Raw genomic sequence first — 18,897 nt, forward strand, 5'->3', positions numbered from 1 at the left:
CCGACACCCGGCACGTGCAAGTCACGGTGCACATGGAGAACAGCGCCGGCAAGCACATCCGCAACCTGGACCGCACGATGGTGGATCTCGGCTTCAACGCCGCCGCCAAGGCGCACAAGTACGACATCACACTCACCGGCAAGAGCGCGGTCTTCCGGGTGGACGGCGGAGCGGTGGCCACCTTCGACGCCTCCGACATGCCCGGCGGCGTCTGGTACAGCGGCAACCTGCGCAGCGTCGTCAACCTGTGGGCGGGCGACTCGCGCTACAACACCTGGTCCGGCGTCTACTCGCCTCTGTCTTCACCCATCAAGGCGCGCATCGTCGACGCCAGCGTGCGCGATGGCGACGTGTCCAGCACGCCACCGTCGCAGGGCACCAGCGGCGCCGACATTCTCAAAGGCACCAACGGCAACGACGTCTTGAGTGGGTTGGGTGGCAACGACTCGCTCGCCGGCGGCCTCGGCAACGACAAGCTGTATGGCGGGGCCGGCAGCGACAAGCTGAGCCTTGATGATGGCAGCGATTACCTCGACGGCGGCGCGGACAACGACTGGCTGGTCGCCGCAGGCAGCACGGGCGTGACGGTGAACCTTGGCGTGACGACCGCGCAAGGGACGGGACGGGGCTGGGATACCATCCGTGGCATCGAGGACGTTGAAGGGAGCTCGGGTGCGGATACGCTCCTCGGCAACAGCGGTGGCAACTCCCTCAAGGGCGGGGCCGGAAACGATGTCCTCCGCGGTCAGGCCGGCGCCGATACCCTCAACGGCGGTCTAGGACGCGATGTCCTGTCGGGTGGCTCGGATTCGGCGCGCGACGTGTTCGTCTTCAACGCGGTCGCGGAAAGCGCCCTCGGAGCAACGCGGCACGATGTCATCAACGATTTCAGGCGCGGCGTTGATGACATCAGCCTGAGCGGCATTGATGCCAACACCCACGTGGCCGGCAACCAAGCTTTCCAGTGGGGCGGCAGCACCGCCAAGGCCTATGGGCTCTGGACCGTCGACAGCAGCAGCAGCATCCTGCTCAAGGGCGATGTGACGGGCGACCGCGTGGCCGACTTCGAGATCCAGGTCAACGGGATCCATGCCCTGGACACAGGCGACCTCCTGCTCTGATCGGGCGGGCGGCCGAGAGGGGTGGCTGCCCTGGGCCACTCCCGGTCGTCTGACCGGGAGTGGCTCTTCCCATTAGGCCGCCAGCACCGTCAGCAGAAGGATCATGCCGCCGACCACGAACAGGACAAGCTTCACCCAGACCTCCACAGGCGGCCCAGCACCGAGCGGGTCCCACGTCCGGGGACTATAGACCAAGGGCAGGGTTTGCGGACAGGGTGTCCACCCGGCCTGTCTGGGAGGCCGGGACCGGGCATTCTGACCTAAAAGGGCGTAGGCCCAGTGCTCCCGCATACCACGAGCTGCATGCAGGTCGCCGATGGGCCGAGCGAGTCCGTTTGTCTGCTGAGCATCAGCGGCACGCGTCAGGCGGATGCAGACGATCAAGACTCACTCGCCGACAGCCGCGCGACCTCTATGTGCCGATCGTGAGGGTCCGTGGTCCCCTCGCATGGTGATGTCCAAGTCGCATTCCCTTGGATGCCGCCACAGACTCCTGCGCTCAGAACACTGGGGCGCGGGGGTCTGGCTCTCCGGGGGCAGGAGGGTCGGCGTCGGCGATCCGCTGACAGCCAGCAGAGGGTCCGTCGAGCGAATCGACCAAAAGGCGCTGACGCGCTATCCTCACGAGGGCGTGAGGAACCCGGACAGGGAGAAACCAACATGGGACGCAATCGTCTCGTCACGATCATCGTGGCCGTTGTCATCGTGCTGCTTCTGCTTTGGCTCTTTGTAGGCATTGGCGATGAAGCGGCCGAGACGGCGACCGAGGGGGTCGATGCCACGGCACCCGCGGCAGAGGGAGCGGCCGAGCCGGCCGACTAGACACGCACTCCGGAACAGCATCGCGCGATCGATCGGCCAGTTCAGCGGACACGCTGTCCGCCATGCCTGTCGGTGGTGCCTTCCCTCAGCCCATGAGCCGGAGTGCGTTGGTGGAGGCCTGTGCCCCCGGCATCTGTGCCTCTGACCTCTGGTCGCCTGTGGCTCACTCGGGCAGCTCGCTGTCGACGGAGAGGACGCGGCGGATCTCGTCCGAGCGGAAGCCGATCATCGAGGGGGTGCGGCGTCCCGGCAGGAGGGCCACGTCGTAGAGCTCGCGCACGACGCCCTGGAGGCGCAGCCAGTGCACGACGTCGCCGGTGGCGAGGTCCACCACCATCAGCCCGCACCGGGGCGCCACCCGCTCCCGCTCCAGCCGGTCCTGGAGCGGCAGGCCCGCGAAGGTGCGGTTCTCGCGCGGCTCTGAGAGGCCGACCACCGCGCAGCCCCCACAAAGGCCAGCCCGCGCAGGAAGCCGGGCAGGAAGGCCAGGGGTGTGAACCGTCCCGCCGCCAGATCCACCCAGCCGAACTCCCCCGTGCCGGAGTTGAGGACGTAGAGCCGCCGCCCGTCGGTGTGCCACCGCGGCGAGTGGGGCATGGAGAGCCCTTCGCAGACCACCTCGCCCGAGGGCACCTCCAGGACGACGCCGCCCTCGGTGCGGTGCTCGCGCCAGCCGTCGGTCACGTTGGTGGTGGCCACGGCCGTGGCGTAGGCGGGGGCGCCGTTGCGCAGGGCGAGGCCGTTGAGGTGGCAGCGGTCCTCGGCCGCCAGGCGCGACAGGAACGGCGGCTTCCAGAGCGCGGTGAAGCTGTGGGTCTCGCTCGCCCGCGCTGCCCTTGGGCGCGCTTCACCAGCAGGTGCGCCCGCTCGAGAGGATCACTGGCCTCGGTCAGGGCCGCGTCGCAGGCGAGCAGGCGTGCCGTGGAGGATAGGCCAAGAGGCGTCAGGCAGGTCCCTGGAGCGTCGGCCAGAGCGGCTCCAGGCCCCGAGGAAAGGACAACAAGAGAGAGAACACAGCGCAGGACCTTGGGGGTAAGCATCGACAGAACCTCGCATGGGCCCGGCCAGAGTAGATGCCGCTCCCAGTGACGCAAGCCACCGTTGGGTCCCAAGCTGTGGAGACGCAAGCGGGTAGCTTGGCCGCCACCCTGCTCTTTTGGGGTCGTGGTTGCTGCCGTGAGGACTGTGTGACCGGAGGCGAACATCTCCGGCACGCGAATTGCAGGACTTGGAATCTCCCCACGTCGCCATGGTTGAGGCGCTGAGGGAGTTTGGTCGCCCCCTCGTCGCGGCAGGACCACCGGGAGTCAGCTCCTCTCAGCCCGGAGCCGCGGCCCCTGCCCCTCGCACCGTCGTATTCAGCTGAGCACGGGGGACAGGGGCCTGAACCAGCATGAATGTGCAAGCTGGTACCCAGGGTCTCACGGCACCCTTGCAACCATTTCCTGCCTGAGGAGTTGCTTCAGATTACGCCTCTTCGGTCGGAAGGACGGGGCCCGGCGCGAGCCGAGGGGTTTGGACAGGTGGAGCAGGTGGCTCCCGGGTTTGGGGCAACGACATTGTCGCAAAGCGATTCGATGGCTGGGGCGGGGCTGCTGGCCGCGTTGCCGGTCCCCGTCTACACGACGGACCCCGAAGGGCATCTCACGTTCTTCAATGACGCGGCGGCCGAGCTTTGGGGCCACCGGCCGGAGATCGGCTCGAGCCGGTGGTGCGGATCGTGGAGGCTGTTCCGGCCCGACGGGGAGCCACTGGCGCACGAGGATTGCCCGATGGCGGTGACCTTGAGGGAGGGCCGCCCCGTGCGCGGCCTCGAGGCCGTGGCCGAGCGGCCGGACGGCACGCGGGTCCCGTTCAGGCCCTATCCGAGCCTGCTCAGGGACGCGGATGGGCGCGTCACCGGCGCCATCAACCTCCTGGTCGACCTCACCGAGCAGAGGCAGGGCGTCATCGCGTCCGAGCGGCTGGCGGCCATCGTCTCGTCGTCCGACGACGCCATCATCAGCAAGACGCTGAGCAGCGAGATCACGTCCTGGAACGCGGGCGCGACGCGCATCTTCGGCTATGAGCCCGAGGAGATGATCGGCCAATCCATCCTTCGGCTCATTCCTCCCGACCTGCAGCACGAGGAGGCGGAGATCCTGTCGAGGCTCCGCCGTGGCGAGCGCATCGACCACTACGACACGGTGCGCGTCACCAAGGACGGACGGCGCATCGACGTCTCGCTCACGGTCTCTCCCGTGCGGGACGGCGCCGGCGTGATCGTCGGGGCGTCCAAGGTGGCCCGGGACGTCAGCGACAGGAAGCGGCACGAAGAGATGCAGCGTCTGCTGTTCGACGAGCTCAACCACCGCGTCAAGAACACGCTGGCGACGATCCAGTCCATCGCCAGCCTGTCGCTGCGCCGGTCGGCCAGCCCGAGGGAGTTCGTCAGAAGCTTCAACGGCCGGGTGCAGGCGCTGGCCAAGGCGCACGACCTGCTCGTGCAGGGCAAGATGCGATGCGCATACCTCCATGACCTCGTGCGCGAGCAGGTGACCCTCGGCTCAGCCGACGCGAGCCGCATCAGCCTCGCCGGACCGGTCGTGAAGCTCGATGCCCGGTCCGCGGTCCAACTGGCCCTGGTGCTGCACGAGCTGGCCACGAACGCGCACAAATACGGTGCCCTCTCCGTGGCGAGCGGTCATCTCGCGATCGGCTGGCAGCTCCAGGCGGGCGCGACGCCGCACCTCGGCCTGGACTGGACGGAGACAGGGGTGCCCGGCGTGGGCGCGCCGACCAGGCGCGGGTTCGGCAGCACGTTGATCGAACGCTCCCTGGAGGCCCTCGAAGGCCAGGCGGCCATTCGCTACGGTGCCGATGGCCTCGTCTGCGAGATCAGGATGCCGCTGGCGGAGCTGGACGAGCGGGCGCCCGGCGACGAGGAGTGGAGCCGAGGCGCGACGGACAAAGGGGCGGGCCTGTCGCAGAGGCGGACGGCCGAACTCCAGGGCACGCGGGTCCTCATCGTCGAGGACGAGCCGCTGGTCGCCATCGACATGGAGGAGCAGTTGAGCGCCTGCGGCGCGGCGATCGTCGGCCCAGCCGCATCGGCCGACCAGGCGCTGCAGATCATTGCGGAGTCGTCGTTCGACGTGGCCCTGCTCGACGGGAACCTGGGCGGCCATGGCGTCGACGAGATCGCGGCCGCCCTGACCAGGAGGAACATCCCCTTCGCCTTCGCGACAGGCTATGGCGCCGAGGGGCTGCCGCGATCGTTCCAGCAGGTCAGGGTCCTTGCGAAGCCGTTCAGCGAAGAGCAGTTGATCAGCATGGTTCTGATCCTACTGGAGGAGCGCCAAGGTCCGCTGCGGGTGGTCTCGGGATAAAGGCGGTCCTGATGCCTGGGTCTATGCCACTCTAACAGGCGCCCCCGAGAGGGTCATGGTCGAGCCACAAGAGGTCACTGGCAGCCTCCCTTGGAAGGTACTTCACTTCAGTCCAAGGGAGACTGAAGCTGACCCCTGGCGACAGCTCCACCGCAATCGGATCGTCAGGAACTCCGATATTGACCGGCCGCGGAGGCGAGGGTTGGGTGATCTTGGGGGAATTCGGGGGCACCATGACGGAGCGATTGCATCCGGCCATCACCGGAGCTGGTCAAGATGGGCTGGAGCCGGCTCTCCAGACCATACTGGATGCGCTTCCCACGATGGCTTTCATCACGGATGCGGAGGGTGCGGTCCTTTACGCGAACCGACTTTGCCGGGACTACGCCGGTCTCTCGGTCGAGGCGCTGGCGGGAGAAGGGTGGAAGCCTCTCGTCCACCCTCATGACCGCGAGCGGGCGGAAACTGCATGGGCTGCGGGTTTGGCCCTCGGCGCACCGGTCGAGATTGAGTACCGCCTTCGGCGGGCCGACGGCGCGGAGCGCTGGTTCCGAGGTCGTCTGGCGCCACAGGCCGACAGCAATGGCAACGTCGGGAGCTGGCTGGGCACGCTGTCCGACATCCACGACCTGAAGATAGCCGAAGCCAAGGCACGTGAGGCAGAGGCTTGGCGGCGCCTAGCGCAGGAAGCCTCGGGGGTGGGCACATTCGACTGGAACCCCATCACACAGGAGCTTCGCTGGTCGGCCGAATGCAAGACCGTCTTCGGCTTCCCAAGCGAGGCGGAGATCACCGATGGGCTGTTCCTGTCCCGCCTGCATCCCGAGGATCGTCCTCTGGTCGTCGAACGGATCGAGCGTGCATTCGATCCGGCGGGCTCGGGTGAATACCGTAGCCAGCATAGGTCGCTCTGGCCTGACGGCACCATCCGCTGGATCGAGGCGCGCGGTGGCGTGAGCTTTGAGGAAGTGGATGGCCAGCGTCGCGCCGTCCACTTCATCGGCACCGTCCTCGACATCACCGAGGCCAAGCGCATCGAGGAGACGCTGGCGCGGCAGCGGCAAGAACTCCAGATGCTGACCGATGCCCTGCCGGTGCTGATCTCCTACATCGACGCCGATCACCGTTACCAGTTCGTCAACAAGGTCTACGAGAGCTGGTTCCCGCGGCGGCGGGAGGAGGTCATCGGCCGACCCGTGCGGGACATCATCGGCGAGGCGGCCTATGCCTTGGCCGCGCCTCACATCGACGCAGCCTTGCGTGGCGAGAGGATCCGGTTCGAGCAACTGATGCCGTACGCCGATACAGAGCCTCGCCACATCGAGGTGGAATATGTGCCACGGGTCGGTGTCGATGGGAATGTCGAAGGCATCTATGGCCTGGTGCAGGACATCACCGCCCGCAAGGCCAGCGAGGCTGCCCTCCAAGATATCAATGATGTGCTCGAGCACCGGGTGGCCAATGCTATCACCGAGCGCGAGCAGGCGGAGGAGGCGCTCCGCCAAGCCCAGAAGATGGAGGCCATCGGCCAGCTCACCGGTGGGATCGCGCACGACTTCAATAATCTGCTCACGCCCATTGTGGGTGGGCTCGACGTCATCCGGCGACGCGTCACGGACGAGCGATCTCAGCGCCTCATCGAAGGAGCTCTTCAATCCGCCGAGCGGGCCACCACTCTGGTCCAGCGGCTCCTTGCTTTTGCCCGCCGTCAGACCCTGCAGCCCCGTGCCGTGTCTGCGGCGGGGCTTCTCCAGGGCATGCAGGAGCTGATCGACCGTAGCCTCGGCCCAACAATCGAGGTGCTGGTCGACGTCCCTGTTGACCTTCCACCGGTGCTCGTGGATCCCAACCAGCTCGAGCTCGCGCTCCTGAACCTTGCGGTGAATGCCCGCGATGCGATGCCGGAGGGCGGACGGCTCACGATTTCAGCCCAGGCTCTACCGGCCTCGGACTGCCGGGTCCCGGGCTTGTCGCCAGGAACATACGTGCGCCTGTCGGTAACTGATACCGGGGAGGGAATGGACGAGGCCACACTGAAGCGAGCGGTCGAGCCCTTCTTCAGCACCAAGGGCACTGGTAAAGGCACGGGGCTCGGACTCTCGATGGTTCATGGCCTCGCCGCTCAGTTGGGCGGGCTCTTCAAGCTGTCGAGCCGCGTGGGCGAGGGCACCATGGCCGTGTTATGGCTCCCAGTGGCAGAAACGCCGGCCCAGTCTCAGATCTCGAGAGAGGACGTGGCCCCAGGGTCCTCGCAGCCTGCGATGATCCTTGTGGTCGATGACGAGGAGCTGGTGCGCCAGTCTGTCGAGGAGGGGCTGCAAGAGCTCGGGTATAGGGTCGTTCCAGCGAATTCTGCCGAGAAGGCCCTCGAGTTGGTGCGGGCCGGACTTCGGCCGGATGCTCTGGTGACCGACCACATGATGCCTGGGATGTCGGGGGCGCAGCTCGCCTCGGAACTCCGTAGGTGCTTACCTGGGCTTCCCGTGCTCCTGATCACGGGGCTACGACTGAACCCTTCCCCCGCGCAGGTACGAAGGGCTTGTTGTCCTTGCCAAGCCGTTCCGCCACGGCGATATGGCGGTGCTGCTAGCGGAGATGCTGACAAGGGACAGCACCGTCGTGCCGCTCCGAACGTCTGTCAATGCAGGCTCGAATGTAGGGTCCGCGGGATCGACGTAGGCCATGTCCGACGGAGCTGCCCGCCTGGGGCATACCCTAACTGACCCAGGACCTACTATCCGAGACCTGGTTCCGTTGGTGCAAAAGGTGCCGAGAGACGCACGTCGATCGGCATGACCTTCGGCCCGGGCCGAGTTGGCTTGGGCGATTGTGATGCAGTCACTTGCGGCAGGCGAATCGCCTCGGTGCAGTGTCCTTGGCCGGCCCAGGCCTGCCGGCTGCAGCCCTCAATCCGGCTGAAGCATTGTTCCACAGTTGTAACCATTATCTTGCGTGAGTTGGCAATAAGACCATCGATGCAACACAGGCGAATTTCTCCACCGCAGGTTGCAGTTGTTTCAGGGATCTCAGTCAGCTGTTCGCCGATCTCAATCAATCCGTCATTGCTCGAAAGCAGAGACGAAATTCTAGCTCAGATTGAGTGGATTGCGCCCAAAACTCGCGCCGAAGTTGAACGACGTAACGCCCGGATGACAACGCTAGGGCTTTGTATCAGCGTCTAGAACAGTCCTGGGGTATGACCACGGGTGGCACCCTATGACGGGCCTTTACCGCTGGGAAGACGGCCATAAAAAGGCAATACCATGACAGGCAGTCGGTCACCCCAAAAGGAAGTCAGACTTGCGAGAACCATGTGTTTGCCTGACCCGCTTCGCCAGACGGTTTGCCCGTGACGAGAATGGCGCGGTTACCGTCGAGGCGGTTATCTGGATCCCGTTCTTCTTCTTTATCCTGATGCTGATCACGGATGCCTCGCTGGCCTTCTTCAGCCGAGCTGAAGCCTTTCGCATCGTCCAGAACTACAACCGGGCCTACTCGGTCGGTGACCTCACCAAGACAGGTGATGTTGAGACCCGGATCGAAGGGGCGTTCACGCGAAGCAAGAACGACGACGCCACCACGACCGTGAGCGCGGACAAGACGGTCGTTACGACGCAACTGAGCTACCCGATTGGGGATGTGATGGTCTTCACCACGCTGGGGCTGCCGAGCACCTGGAGGATCTCGGTGAGCTCGGAGCATTACGTGGAGTGGCCCAATCCATGAGTTTGCGTCGCGCTCTGTCCGCTTCTGTTCGCCGGCTTGGTGGCGACGAGCGGGGTGTCATCAGTGCCTTCAACCTTTTCCTGACAGTGGCCTGCTGCGCCGTCGGCGCGGCGGCGGTGGACGTCACCCACTTCTATGCCGCACAGACCCAGCTCCAGGTGGGTGCGGACCTCGCCGCGCATGCGGCGCTCTACACGCGTCGCTACGGCCGGTACGAGGGTGGGACCTATTACGCGCTCACCGACGACCAGGCCAAGACGGCCGCGGTCGATGCCGTGCAGCACGGAATGCCGACCCAGGTCTATGGCACGGTGGTGGCCGGAGCGGACATCGTCTTGGGTCGTCTGAACTTCGAGACGGGCCAGGTCATCGCCGATGCCGCCAACCCGGAGGCGGCACAGGTTCTCACCCACCGTGCAGGTGCGAACCCGGTGGGCAGCTTCCTGTTCCGGATCGTCGGCATCGACTCGATGAACGTGAACACCTCGGCGGTGTTCAGTCTCGGACCGGGAGAATGCCGCATGGATCAGGGCTTCTTCTCCCAGACCCAGGTGGCCATCAACGGGGGCAACACCTTCTATCCGGGATTCTGCATCGGCACGCCCAAGTTCTGGGTGCGGAACCAGAACTCCTTCCGGCCGGGCATGACCACCTTGATCCCGAATGGGTCGGGGCTGGATCTCTCGGGATCCGACGTCGACAAGCACAACCCGGGCCTGATGCAGTCCGTCCAGTATGGCGCCCTGGACCTGGCGACCACGCTGAACCTCGTCAACAACGACAATCATTCGCTGAACACAAACCTGCAGCACTTCCAGTCCCATGATTATGCGCGCTGGCTCCTGACCCAGCCCGACTGGACGCAGGTGGTCACTGATCTGACCAGGACGAACCCGATCACCGTCACCTCGAACAAGGCGACCTTCCGTCCGGGCGACCTGGCGACCAACACGGTCCACGTCATCCGATGTCCCTCCGACAAATCCAGTATCGTCCTGCGCGACAGCTCGTCAGCCGACACCTTCCGCAATATCGTCATCCTGACGAACTGCCCCGTGAGCTTCGACGGCGACGTCAAGCTCGAGGACATGGTGCTGTCCTCGACGTACATCGACAAGAACAGCGCCTCGATCACCGCCCCGTCGAGCAGGAACGGTCTGACCATCGGCAAGAACGACAACTGCGCCCCGGGAGGCGGGGCGGCGTTGATCACGCGGGGCCGCTTCGATGCGGCCGCCAAGGTGAACTTCTACGGCGCTCAGATCCGGGCCGGAACCGAGGTGGACTTCCAGTCAAACGCCACGGGACAAGGGGTGTCCATCATCGCAGGAGATCGGGTCCGGACCAACTCCAACGCAGAGATGCAGGTCTGCGGTCCCACCCGGGGGCGCTGCCGCGGAACGTGTCCCTCCGGCTCGTCCGGTAGCGAGCGGCACCCCTTTCCGTGCCGGGGCGGAGCACCCGGAACCTTAACTACGACTTGAGATCAACAGGAGATAGACGGGATGTGGACGAGATCGTTGGCTGCTGCAGCTCTGGTGGCGTTGGCTGACACCGCTAGTGCAGCGGCCATTTCGACCCTGAATGACGCAAGCGGTCAGGCCATCTACTGGGGTCTGACCAACACCCCCACCTACGGCCAGACCGTGACCCTGGACCATGCAGCCACGCTCCATACGTTTGAGTTCCGAGCCGACGACAACGGCGCACCGGTCAGCTATGAGTTCCAAGTCTACGCCTGGAGCGGCAGCAGCGTGACAGGCCCGGCCCTCTACACGGGCTCCGGCCAGACCCAGGGAGTTCCGGGCTTCACGGACTATGCCATTGATGTCGGCGATCTGTCACTCGACCCGGGGCAGTACGTGCTGCTCCTGGTGGCCACCTCGGAGGGTGCGGTCGCGTTTGCCACCTCGGAGGGCACCTACAGCGAAGGGTCATGGGTCTACCAGGACGACGCCTGGCATGTTGACGACCAGATCGACCTCGGATTCGAGGTCACCTTCGACGGCGAGGGTAGTTGAGCGCCAGACAGGCGCCTTGGTGGTCGTCCTCCGACCATACTGATCGCCTGCAAGGCCTCGAACTCGGGGCTGAAGCCGGTCCGACAACGGAGGTTTGCTGAGGTCCGCCCTCTTGTCGACCCAATGCAGCCATCACGCCGCGAGAGGGTCGAGCCGACCTGCGGTTGACGCAGTGCGGCTCACTCGTCCTGTTGTGAGGCACCCGAATGTATCAGATCCAACGCACCCTTGAGCGACTGCTCGATCTTTCCTCGGCCCACATCACCGCCACCAGCGCCGTGGTCTTTGTCGGCAGCATCGTGGCTCTCTGGGTCGTCTGTAACGGCTGGGGCAAGTAGGCAGCCCCATCGTGCCAGCAGGGCATCGTGGTCCAGGTTCAGCTCGGTCCTGAGCCCTTCCTCAAGGTTGCGGAACCCGATCTCGCGTTGTCGAACCCAGGACCCGGATCGAGCGTGCCCTCAGGCCTGTGCGCCAGGGCGACACCAAAGCGCCCTGGCTTGTCCCACCTGAGGCCGCAATCGTCGGTCTACCTCCATCTTGGCACTGCACGTCGAGGGGAGGGGGCCCGAGGTTGAACAGGCCGCGTGGTCCTCTCCTCATCACCTGTGTCTTGCGTCCGCCTGTCGGGCTCGACGGCATCTGCGGAAGGTGGTCCGTGCCTGCCCGACGGCGCCTGCCGGGCGCAGATCTTCAAGCCTGACCGTTGGCTCCAGACAGCTGAACAGGACCGACGATCAGAAGATCTCCCGTCGGTTGAACCGGTTGCCTGGCGCCGAACCGATTGTCCGCGGACGGCGGGGGACGGATCCGCCCAGACGGGGGTATCATCGGCCCCGCCGCCCATGACGGCGGCACGTAGGTCTGAGTAAGAGGGAATTGCTGCCATGCTCCGCGCCAAGGACACACCTTTCGACCTGCGGCTCAACCGCCTCAGCCGGGTGAGCCAGGAGGAGGCCAAGGTGGTCCGGGTCCAAGTCGTGGACGGCGTGCTGGTCCGGTTCGAAGAACCGCCCGACACCGCTGGCCGGACCAGTCTCAGCGATATGTCATCGGCCCGGTTCATTGAGGCGGGCCTGCGACACGTGTCGATGCTGGGCCTCAACGGCGACGCCGATGCCGTCGTCATCACGCCACAGTGGCCACCCCAGGAGAGTCCTCTCTCGAATCCGTCGCTATCGCTGGATGTGCAGGTCGTGGAGAGATCGGCCGTCGCGCCTGAGCGGCCCGGGATGGGGCCCTCTCCCCTCTCACCAAGCTCCAAGGATATGAAGGGCGACTACCCCACCGAAGCGTGCCTCAACGCCTTAACAGCTCTGGTGGGGTTGGGAGGTCTGGCTGCCTTGATCGCCGCCTTCAGCCTCGGGGATCAGGAGCCGGGTCTGAGTGTCTTCGGTGGGGCCACTGGGCTCATCCTGGCCAGCGTGCTCTTGGTGGCCGTCGAGCTACGGCGTACCATCCGCGGCCACACCCGAGGGGTCGTCAGGCCAGGTCGTGGTCATCGCGGTCTCGCCCAGAGGGACCAGACCCGCAAACCTGCAATACTTGGACACAGGAACCCTGCCACTGGTCACGAGACCTGGTCATGCTGACCAAGGCTAGTTGCCCGTAGGGTAAGATGGCAGCAGTCTCTTGTGATCTGGGTTACTTGCTTCGGTTTTCAGCTACAACAGGCCGTCGGCTCAGGGCGAGCAGCGAAGCTTCTGGACGAAGTCCCAAGTCGGCCACGCTGTCGCTCTCAAACTGCAAGAATCCTCAGGCGTGGGCGCGACCGATCGCGGGCGGTGCGCGGCGATACGGGCCCAAATCTCGTCGCGTTCGGCCTCGCGCCTGGTGAGGCGGTCCAGGAGGAGCGGCCTCGGGTCGTCCTCGATCTGGTCGAGGAGTGACTCGATCCGCCTCTCCACTTCGGCGAGAGCAGGCGCGAGGTCGCTCGTTTGCGCCTCGGCCTCCGCCTCGTGGGCAGCCAGGAGGCGGCCCACCTCGGCCGCGAAAGCCTGGGCCAGCTCGGGCGTGAGCAGCCCCCGGCGCACGCGGCGCAGGACGCGCTCCTCGAGCTTGAAGCGCGAGACGGTCTTGCCGTTGCCGCAGACCGAGGTGCCCTTGGACCTGTGGGTGAAGCAGCCGTACCGGTCCTTGCCGACTACGGTGTAGCCGCCTCCGCAGCAGCCGCAGGTCAGGAAACGCGCCAACAGGAACTTCGCGCGGTGTGCCTTGTTCAGCGGGTTCGTCATAGGCTCCTGCTCCTCGCCGACGAACTGTTCCCGGGTAGCCTCGAGCCGATCCTGCACGTCGTTCTGTGACCCCAGTGGGCCGAGCGTGGCGCGGGCCAACTCCAGCATCTCCGACGAAGGGTCAACGCCGACGAGGCGCCAGCGCGGCTGCGCCTCGGAAGGCCTTCAGCTCAAGGCCGCCCCCGGCGCCCAGGACCAGGACGCGCCCGTCCTCCGGGACCCGTTCTGCCAGGAGCAGGGCGACCATCCGGTGCAGGTCGGAAAGACCCGGCACGAGGCGCGCAGTCCTCTCGGCATAACCGGAAGCGGCGTCTGGGCCCGAGACGGCCGACGCTGCCGCCACCATCCCTCAGCGCTCCGGCCAGACAAGGGAGCGATGGATGTGGATGCCGGTCATGGCGCCACTGCCCACGGCGAGCGAGACCGAATGGGGCAGAGAGGCCGCGTCCCCGCAGGCGAAGACGCCGGGCACGGTCGTCTCCTGGGCCGCGTCCGTGCGGATCTGAAGACCCATGGGCGTCTCGTCCAAGGCGCAGCCCATAGCCGCGGGCAGGGGACTCGCGGGCACACAGCGGGTTGCGGTAAAGAGGCCCGCAAAGGGCAGCCGACGCCTGTCCGACAGAAGGACATCCGCCTCGTTCTCAATCCGGTCGATGGGGCGCTCCTCGACCGTGACGCCTCGGCCCTGCAAGCTGCGCCGCGTGCTTGGGTCAAGCTCGAGAGCGGCGTTGGTCAGGAAGGTGACGTCGCCCCACTTCGGTTAGGAGCTCAGCCTGATGCACGGATATCGGCCCCGTCGCGATCACGCCGACGCGGCCCTCGTTCAGCTCGTAGCCATGGCAGTAGGGACAATGGAACACCGACCGTCCCCAGCGTTCGGCCAGCCCCGGGATCGCGGGCAACTGGTCGGACACGCCGGTGGCCAAGAGGATTCGTTGGCCTTGGTGGACCTGCCCGTCGTCGGTCGTGACGACGAAGTTGTCAGGCCCGCCAGAGGCCGCAACGGCCCGCCCCACGACCCAGGTCAGGGTCGGGTAGGTTCCGAGCTGCCGGCGTGCGGCCCGCGCGATCTCGGCCGGATCGACCCCATCCTGGACCAGGAAGCCGTGCGCATGGCTGGCGAAACGGTTACGACGCTGGCCCGAGTCGATCACCAGTACGGAGCGACGCGCCCGAAGAAGCTGGAGCGCAGCCGCCATCCCGGCGTAGCTGCCGCCGATGGCGATCACATCATACGGCATGGGCCGTCCTCTCTGGCCGCCGCTCCGCATGCCGTCGCGCGAAGTCGGCGGCGAGGTCGGCGAGGGTGATGGTTCCGAAGCGCTCCAGCAGCAGCGCCTCGGTTTCCGCGAAGGCGCTGTCGAGGGCGGCATTCACCGATTGCTCCACGAGGCATTCCGGGGTTTCGTTGCGGTTGCCCAGGGCGAAGACCGCCGGCTCGCCCAGGATTTCATGCAGTTGGCGCAGGGTGATGGCCGATAGGTCGGCCGCGAGGCGCCAGCCACCCCCATGGCCGCGCTCGGAGGCGACGAGGCCTGCCTCGCGCAGGAGGCCCATCGTGCGCCGCACGACGACGGGGTTGGTGCCCAGGCACTTGGCGAGCGCGTCGGAGGTCATGAGGCCCTCGTGATCGGCCATATGCAGGAGCACATGGAGGACGGAGGAAAGGCGGCTATCACGATACATGTAACTTCATGTGTTACATTTAATGCCTGGCGTCAAGCCGAGGCATTGTCCCGCACTCTTCGACGAAGGCGGGGCTCAACTCGCGATGGGTCCTGCCCCCCAACCAGATCGAGCGAACTCACGAGGAACAGCGACAGCCCGCGCCGGCTCCCCCGCAGACCTGGCGACCGAAGCCACCGTCGCAGAATTGCGCGGGGACTCCGTCGCTTATGCGGATCCGCGAGTCGGCTGCTCGACCTGGGGTCGATGGCTTGGCCGTTCTGGCCGTCCCCCTCTGATCTAAAGAGACAGGTGGTCCGCCCTAGAGACGCGCAAGCACATACACCAACGGCCTTGGGCCCCCTCCCGGATTTCCTCGGGCCGGAGCCGGACCGAGGAGCCAACTCCATGCGGTGGGCCCCGACGGTCCGAGACGTCCGATGCCGGGTAGCCCGGACCCGGAATGCCAGCCAGGTCGCCTGCAATCCGCATGGACTGCTCCCCGGCGGTGCGTTCCGAGCGACGATGATCCTGTCAGGAACCGGGTGGGGCGTGCTGGCGACGCGGGTCATCGCGATGATGGCGAAGAACAACGAGGCTAGGGCGCTGACACGAATCCGGTGAACAGACAACAGATTGCCAGAGAACTACAGTATCTGAGAAGCGGTTTCGGCGTGCTGGCCCAGGCGCTTCTTTAGGTTGGCCTCTGCCTCGGCAAGGCTGGCGCTGCCAGCAACCTTTTGACCATCCTTGGCGACGGAGCATGGGTCTCAAGCCGACTTGCACCGCAACTGCTCGTCACTTGGGTCATCCCCATGAGCAGCGCCCGCAGGTTGTCGTCCGGCCTGCGGGCGCCGGCGCACCCCGGGTAAGCCGAGGGGTCGGCACGCCTGCCGACGCCAGGAACTGCCTTGACCTCAGCTGAAGACGATCCCGCCGTCCACATTGAGCGTCTGACCCGTCACGAAGGCCGAGTCGTCCGAGGCGAAGAAGGCCACCGGGCCCACCACGTCCTCCGGCGTGCCGATCCGGGCCATGGCCGTCTTGGCCTGCCAGGCGGCACGGACCTGCTGGTCGTCGAGATTCACCCGGCCCATGTCCGTGTAGATGATCCCTGGGCATACGCAGTTCACGGTGATGCCGAGCGGCCCGACCTCCTGCGCCAGCACTCGGCTGAAGCCCATGACCGCAGCCTTGGACGCCGAGTAGTGCGCCTGCTCGGGGGCCCCGTGCTTCCCGCCGATCGAAGCGATATTGACGATCCGTCCGTACTTCTGCCGCTTCATGGCGGGCAGGACGGATTGGATGACGAGGAACGATCCCTTCGCGTTCACGTCCATGACGCGGTCCCAGTGCTCCTCGCGGAGGCCGTCCACCGCTCCGGCGATGAGGATGCCGGCGTTGTTCACCACCGCGTCGATGCGCCCGAAGACCTCGAGAATGCGGGCGGCCATGGCCTCCACCTGGGCCTTGTCGCTGACGTCGCCGAGGACGACCTCGACCCTGCGGCCCATCGCAGCCGCCCGGTCAGCGACTTGGCGCAGGTGTTCTTCCTGCCGCGAAATGTCGTTGAGCGCAAGGTCATGGCCGCGCTCGGCGAGCCCCAGCGCGATCGCGGCGCCGATGCCACGACTGGCTCCGGTGACGAGGGTAACGGGCATGGGTCGGGTCCTTTCTCAAAGGGCGGTGTAGCCACCATCCACTGTCAGCACCGTCCCGGTGACGAAGCTCGACGCGTCGGAGGCAAGGAAAAGAGCGCAGTTGGCGATCTCCTGGGGCTCGCCCAGACGCCCTATCGGTGTCCGGTCGATCCAGGTGCCATACCACTCGGGTCTCGACCTTCCCGCGAGGGTGAGCTCGGTGGCCGTGTAGCCGGGCGCGATGGCGTTCACTCGCACGCCCTGCGCCGCCCATTCCACGGCCAACGACTTGGCGAGCAGGTTCACGCCGGCCTTGGCGGCGTTGTAGGCAGCTTGCGGCTGCGGCCAGACGACGATCTCACCGCACATGGAGCTGACGCAGACCACGGATCCCGAGCCCCGCTCTACCATCCCCGCCCCGAAGGCGCGGCAGGTGTGGAAGACGCCCGTGAGATTCACGTCGAGAACCCGCGACCAGTCGGCGGTCCGAAGCTCGGCCGAGGGCGCGTTGTGGACGATGCCGGCGTTGGCCACGACGACGTCGGGCACGCCGACCTCGGTCGCGAGCCGCTTGGCAGCGACTTCGACCTCGTCCGGTGCCGTGACGTCGAGGCGAAGGAAGATCCCGCCGAGCTCCTCGGCCAGAGCCCGGCCGCCAGCCTCGTCGATGTCGGCCACGACGACGCGTGCCCCGGCGGCGGCGAAGGTCCGCGCGATGGCGGCCCCGATCCCCTTGGCGCCCCCGGTCACGAGGGCCAACCGGCCCGGAAGGCCGAACTGGGCGGTGCCGTCAGGCATTCAGGACTTCCTTCAGGGCTGGATAGAGCGCGAGATACTTCGGATAGATCTCCGCGTAGCGTTCCACGTTGGCGGCGATGGGCTCGACCTGCCGGCCGGGCCGGATCATCGCGGCGATGCCATCGCCGATGGTCGGGAAGTGACCAGCCCCATGCGCGGCGAGCACCGCGGCGCCTGTCGACGGCGCATCGCGGCTCTCAGGGACCCGGACCGGGAGCCCTGCCGTGTCGGCATGGACCTGAAGCCAGAGATCCGAGGCCGCTGCGCCGCCGCCGATGGTGATCTCGGACGAGGAGTAGCCCGCCCGGGCGAAGGCATCGAGGATGGCCCTGGTCCCGAACCCGATCCCCTCCATGACTCCGCGGAAGACGTGGTGCAGCTCGTGGGCGAGGGTAAGTCCCACGATGGCGCCGCGCGACAGCGGGTCGGTGTAGGGCGTGCGGTTCCCCTGAAAGTGATCCTGCACGATCAGCCCCTCGGCCCCTGGCGGCAGGGCGGCGGCCTTCCGGTTCAGCGTCTCGAAGTCCAGCGGACTCCCGGTCAGCCGCGAGAGCCAGTTGATGATGGACCCCGTCGAGGTCTGCCCCCCTTCGACGATCCAGAGCCCCGGATAGACGATGTCGGCATACGCGCCCCAAACGCCGGGGGCCGAGAGCGGCGCCTCCGTCACGCCGAACTGGAGATGCGACGACCCGGTGATGAGCGCGAGCTGCCCTGGCCGGTGGACGCCCAGCCCGATCATCCCGATCAGCGCATCCGCTCCGCCCTGCACCACCTTGACGGAGGTCGGCAGGCCCAGCTCGTCGGCGGCCCTGGCCGTCAGGGTTCCCACGACCTCGCCGGGCGCCACGACCCTCGACGGCCATTTGTCGAGGATCGCGCCCATGCCGAGTGCCTCGACCAGCCCCTTGGCCCAGCCGCCCTGGCGTGAGCGGTAGTGCCAGCGCAGGCCCGCGTTGTCGAGGCTCGCCGCCCACTCGCCGGTCAGGTGATAGGTCAGGAAGTCCTGATACTCGCAGACCCGGTGCGCCCGGTCGAAGACCTCGCGCTCGTTCCGAAAGAGCCAGAGTGCCTTGGGGATCATCCACTCCGCCGATACGGGTCCCTGTCCCGCGCCGTTGAGTTGGAGCGCCTCGTCTCCGGTGGCCAGGACCAGCCCCGCCTCCTCGCTCGCCCGCACGTCCATCCAGATGAGCGCCGGGCGGAGCGCGTTCCCGTTCTCGTCCAGCACCACCACCGAGCAACTCGTCGTCGCCGTGCAGATCGCCTCGACCTGGGCAGGGTCGATCCCCGCCTCGGCGATGGCCCCTCGGCTGGCCTGCACGAAGTTGCGCCACCAGTCCGCCGGGTCCTGCTCGGCCCGCGCGCCGGAGCCGAAACGGGTCTCGTAAGGCAGGGAGCAGCTGCTCAGACAGCGCCCCGTCAGGTCGTAGATCCGGGCGCGCAGGCTCTCGGTGCCGCCGTCGGCTGTCAGGACATAGGCCACGGTCGTCTCCCCCGATGTG

16 protein-coding genes and 1 pseudogene are annotated in these 18,897 nt (G+C 66.5%); 9 read left to right on the top strand and 8 right to left on the bottom strand.

Annotation, left to right across the window (positions count from 1 at the left end; genetic code table 11):
* Both RUMESO_RS04090 and RUMESO_RS24910 read left to right on the top strand, forming a co-directional pair.
* On the top strand, nt 1-1,121 hold a 1,121-nt coding region (locus RUMESO_RS04090; RefSeq protein WP_169791129.1), incomplete at its 5' end, for a calcium-binding protein.
* A gap of 660 nt (nt 1,122-1,781) precedes the next feature.
* The gene (locus tag RUMESO_RS24910; RefSeq protein ID WP_156362673.1) at nt 1,782-1,943 is read left to right on the top strand and encodes a hypothetical protein; all 162 of its coding nucleotides are present in this window, start codon (nt 1,782-1,784) and stop codon (nt 1,941-1,943) included.
* Between the two features lie 163 nt (nt 1,944-2,106).
* Here the strand turns inward: RUMESO_RS24910 and RUMESO_RS28345 are convergent.
* Nucleotides 2,107-2,723, bottom strand: a pseudogene (locus tag RUMESO_RS28345) (TIGR03032 family protein).
* A gap of 797 nt (nt 2,724-3,520) precedes the next feature.
* Here RUMESO_RS28345 and RUMESO_RS04105 point away from each other — a divergent pair.
* The 7 genes from RUMESO_RS04105 to RUMESO_RS04130 all read left to right on the top strand — a co-directional run bounded on the left by RUMESO_RS04105 (nt 3,521) and on the right by RUMESO_RS04130 (nt 12,647).
* Nucleotides 3,521-5,311, top strand: a complete 1,791-nt coding sequence (locus RUMESO_RS04105) for a PAS domain S-box protein (RefSeq protein WP_037278201.1) — start codon at nt 3,521-3,523, stop codon at nt 5,309-5,311.
* A gap of 179 nt (nt 5,312-5,490) precedes the next feature.
* The gene (locus tag RUMESO_RS04110; RefSeq protein WP_051521008.1) at nt 5,491-8,034 is read left to right on the top strand and encodes a PAS domain S-box protein; all 2,544 of its coding nucleotides are present in this window, start codon (nt 5,491-5,493) and stop codon (nt 8,032-8,034) included.
* A gap of 577 nt (nt 8,035-8,611) precedes the next feature.
* Nucleotides 8,612-9,037: a TadE/TadG family type IV pilus assembly protein gene (locus RUMESO_RS04115; RefSeq protein WP_082483349.1), complete on the top strand. Its 426-nt coding sequence runs from the start codon at nt 8,612-8,614 to the stop codon at nt 9,035-9,037.
* Complete coding sequence (locus RUMESO_RS04120) at nt 9,022-10,521, top strand: pilus assembly protein TadG-related protein (protein ID WP_156362675.1); 1,500 nt, start codon at nt 9,022-9,024, stop codon at nt 10,519-10,521. The genes RUMESO_RS04115 and RUMESO_RS04120 overlap by 16 nt, the downstream gene beginning before the upstream one ends.
* A 21-nt stretch (nt 10,522-10,542) precedes the next feature.
* Nucleotides 10,543-11,058 (top strand): hypothetical protein, encoded by a 516-nt coding sequence (locus RUMESO_RS04125; RefSeq protein ID WP_037278204.1) that lies wholly within the window; start codon nt 10,543-10,545, stop codon nt 11,056-11,058.
* 206 nt (nt 11,059-11,264) lie between these two features.
* Nucleotides 11,265-11,396 (top strand): hypothetical protein, encoded by a 132-nt coding sequence (locus tag RUMESO_RS27675; protein ID WP_281177528.1) that lies wholly within the window; start codon nt 11,265-11,267, stop codon nt 11,394-11,396.
* A 546-nt stretch (nt 11,397-11,942) separates the two neighbouring features.
* Nucleotides 11,943-12,647, top strand: a complete 705-nt coding sequence (locus tag RUMESO_RS04130) for a hypothetical protein (protein ID WP_037278205.1) — start codon at nt 11,943-11,945, stop codon at nt 12,645-12,647.
* Between the two features lie 90 nt (nt 12,648-12,737).
* Here the strand turns inward: RUMESO_RS04130 and RUMESO_RS26125 are convergent, their stop codons facing one another.
* From RUMESO_RS26125 to RUMESO_RS04160, 7 genes are all read right to left on the bottom strand, one after another.
* The gene (locus RUMESO_RS26125) at nt 12,738-13,289 is read right to left on the bottom strand and encodes a recombinase zinc ribbon domain-containing protein (RefSeq protein WP_211262779.1); all 552 of its coding nucleotides are present in this window, start codon (nt 13,287-13,289) and stop codon (nt 12,738-12,740) included.
* Nucleotides 13,290-13,638: 349 nt separating this feature from the next.
* On the bottom strand, nt 13,639-13,980 hold the full coding sequence (locus RUMESO_RS27680) for an FAD-dependent oxidoreductase (protein ID WP_281177529.1): 342 nt from the start codon (nt 13,978-13,980) through the stop codon (nt 13,639-13,641).
* A gap of 19 nt (nt 13,981-13,999) precedes the next feature.
* Entirely contained in the window at nt 14,000-14,530 is a 531-nt protein-coding gene (locus RUMESO_RS27685) for an NAD(P)/FAD-dependent oxidoreductase (protein ID WP_281177530.1), read from the bottom strand.
* On the bottom strand, nt 14,520-14,975 hold the full coding sequence (locus RUMESO_RS04145; RefSeq protein WP_037278206.1) for an Rrf2 family transcriptional regulator: 456 nt from the start codon (nt 14,973-14,975) through the stop codon (nt 14,520-14,522). The genes RUMESO_RS27685 and RUMESO_RS04145 overlap by 11 nt, the downstream gene beginning before the upstream one ends.
* An 896-nt stretch (nt 14,976-15,871) precedes the next feature.
* Complete coding sequence (locus RUMESO_RS04150) at nt 15,872-16,615, bottom strand: SDR family NAD(P)-dependent oxidoreductase (protein WP_037278208.1); 744 nt, start codon at nt 16,613-16,615, stop codon at nt 15,872-15,874.
* Nucleotides 16,616-16,630: 15 nt separating this feature from the next.
* Nucleotides 16,631-17,392 carry an SDR family NAD(P)-dependent oxidoreductase gene (locus RUMESO_RS04155; RefSeq protein ID WP_037278209.1) on the bottom strand — a complete coding sequence of 254 codons (762 nt, stop codon included), beginning with the start codon at nt 17,390-17,392 and terminating at the stop codon, nt 16,631-16,633.
* Nucleotides 17,385-18,878 (bottom strand): FGGY-family carbohydrate kinase, encoded by a 1,494-nt coding sequence (locus tag RUMESO_RS04160; RefSeq protein WP_037278211.1) that lies wholly within the window; start codon nt 18,876-18,878, stop codon nt 17,385-17,387. The genes RUMESO_RS04155 and RUMESO_RS04160 overlap by 8 nt, the downstream gene beginning before the upstream one ends.
* Between the last annotated feature and the right edge of the window lie 19 nt (nt 18,879-18,897).

The sequence above is a fragment of the Rubellimicrobium mesophilum DSM 19309 genome, assembly GCF_000600335.2.
Lineage (GTDB): Bacteria > Pseudomonadota > Alphaproteobacteria > Rhodobacterales > Rhodobacteraceae > Rubellimicrobium > Rubellimicrobium mesophilum.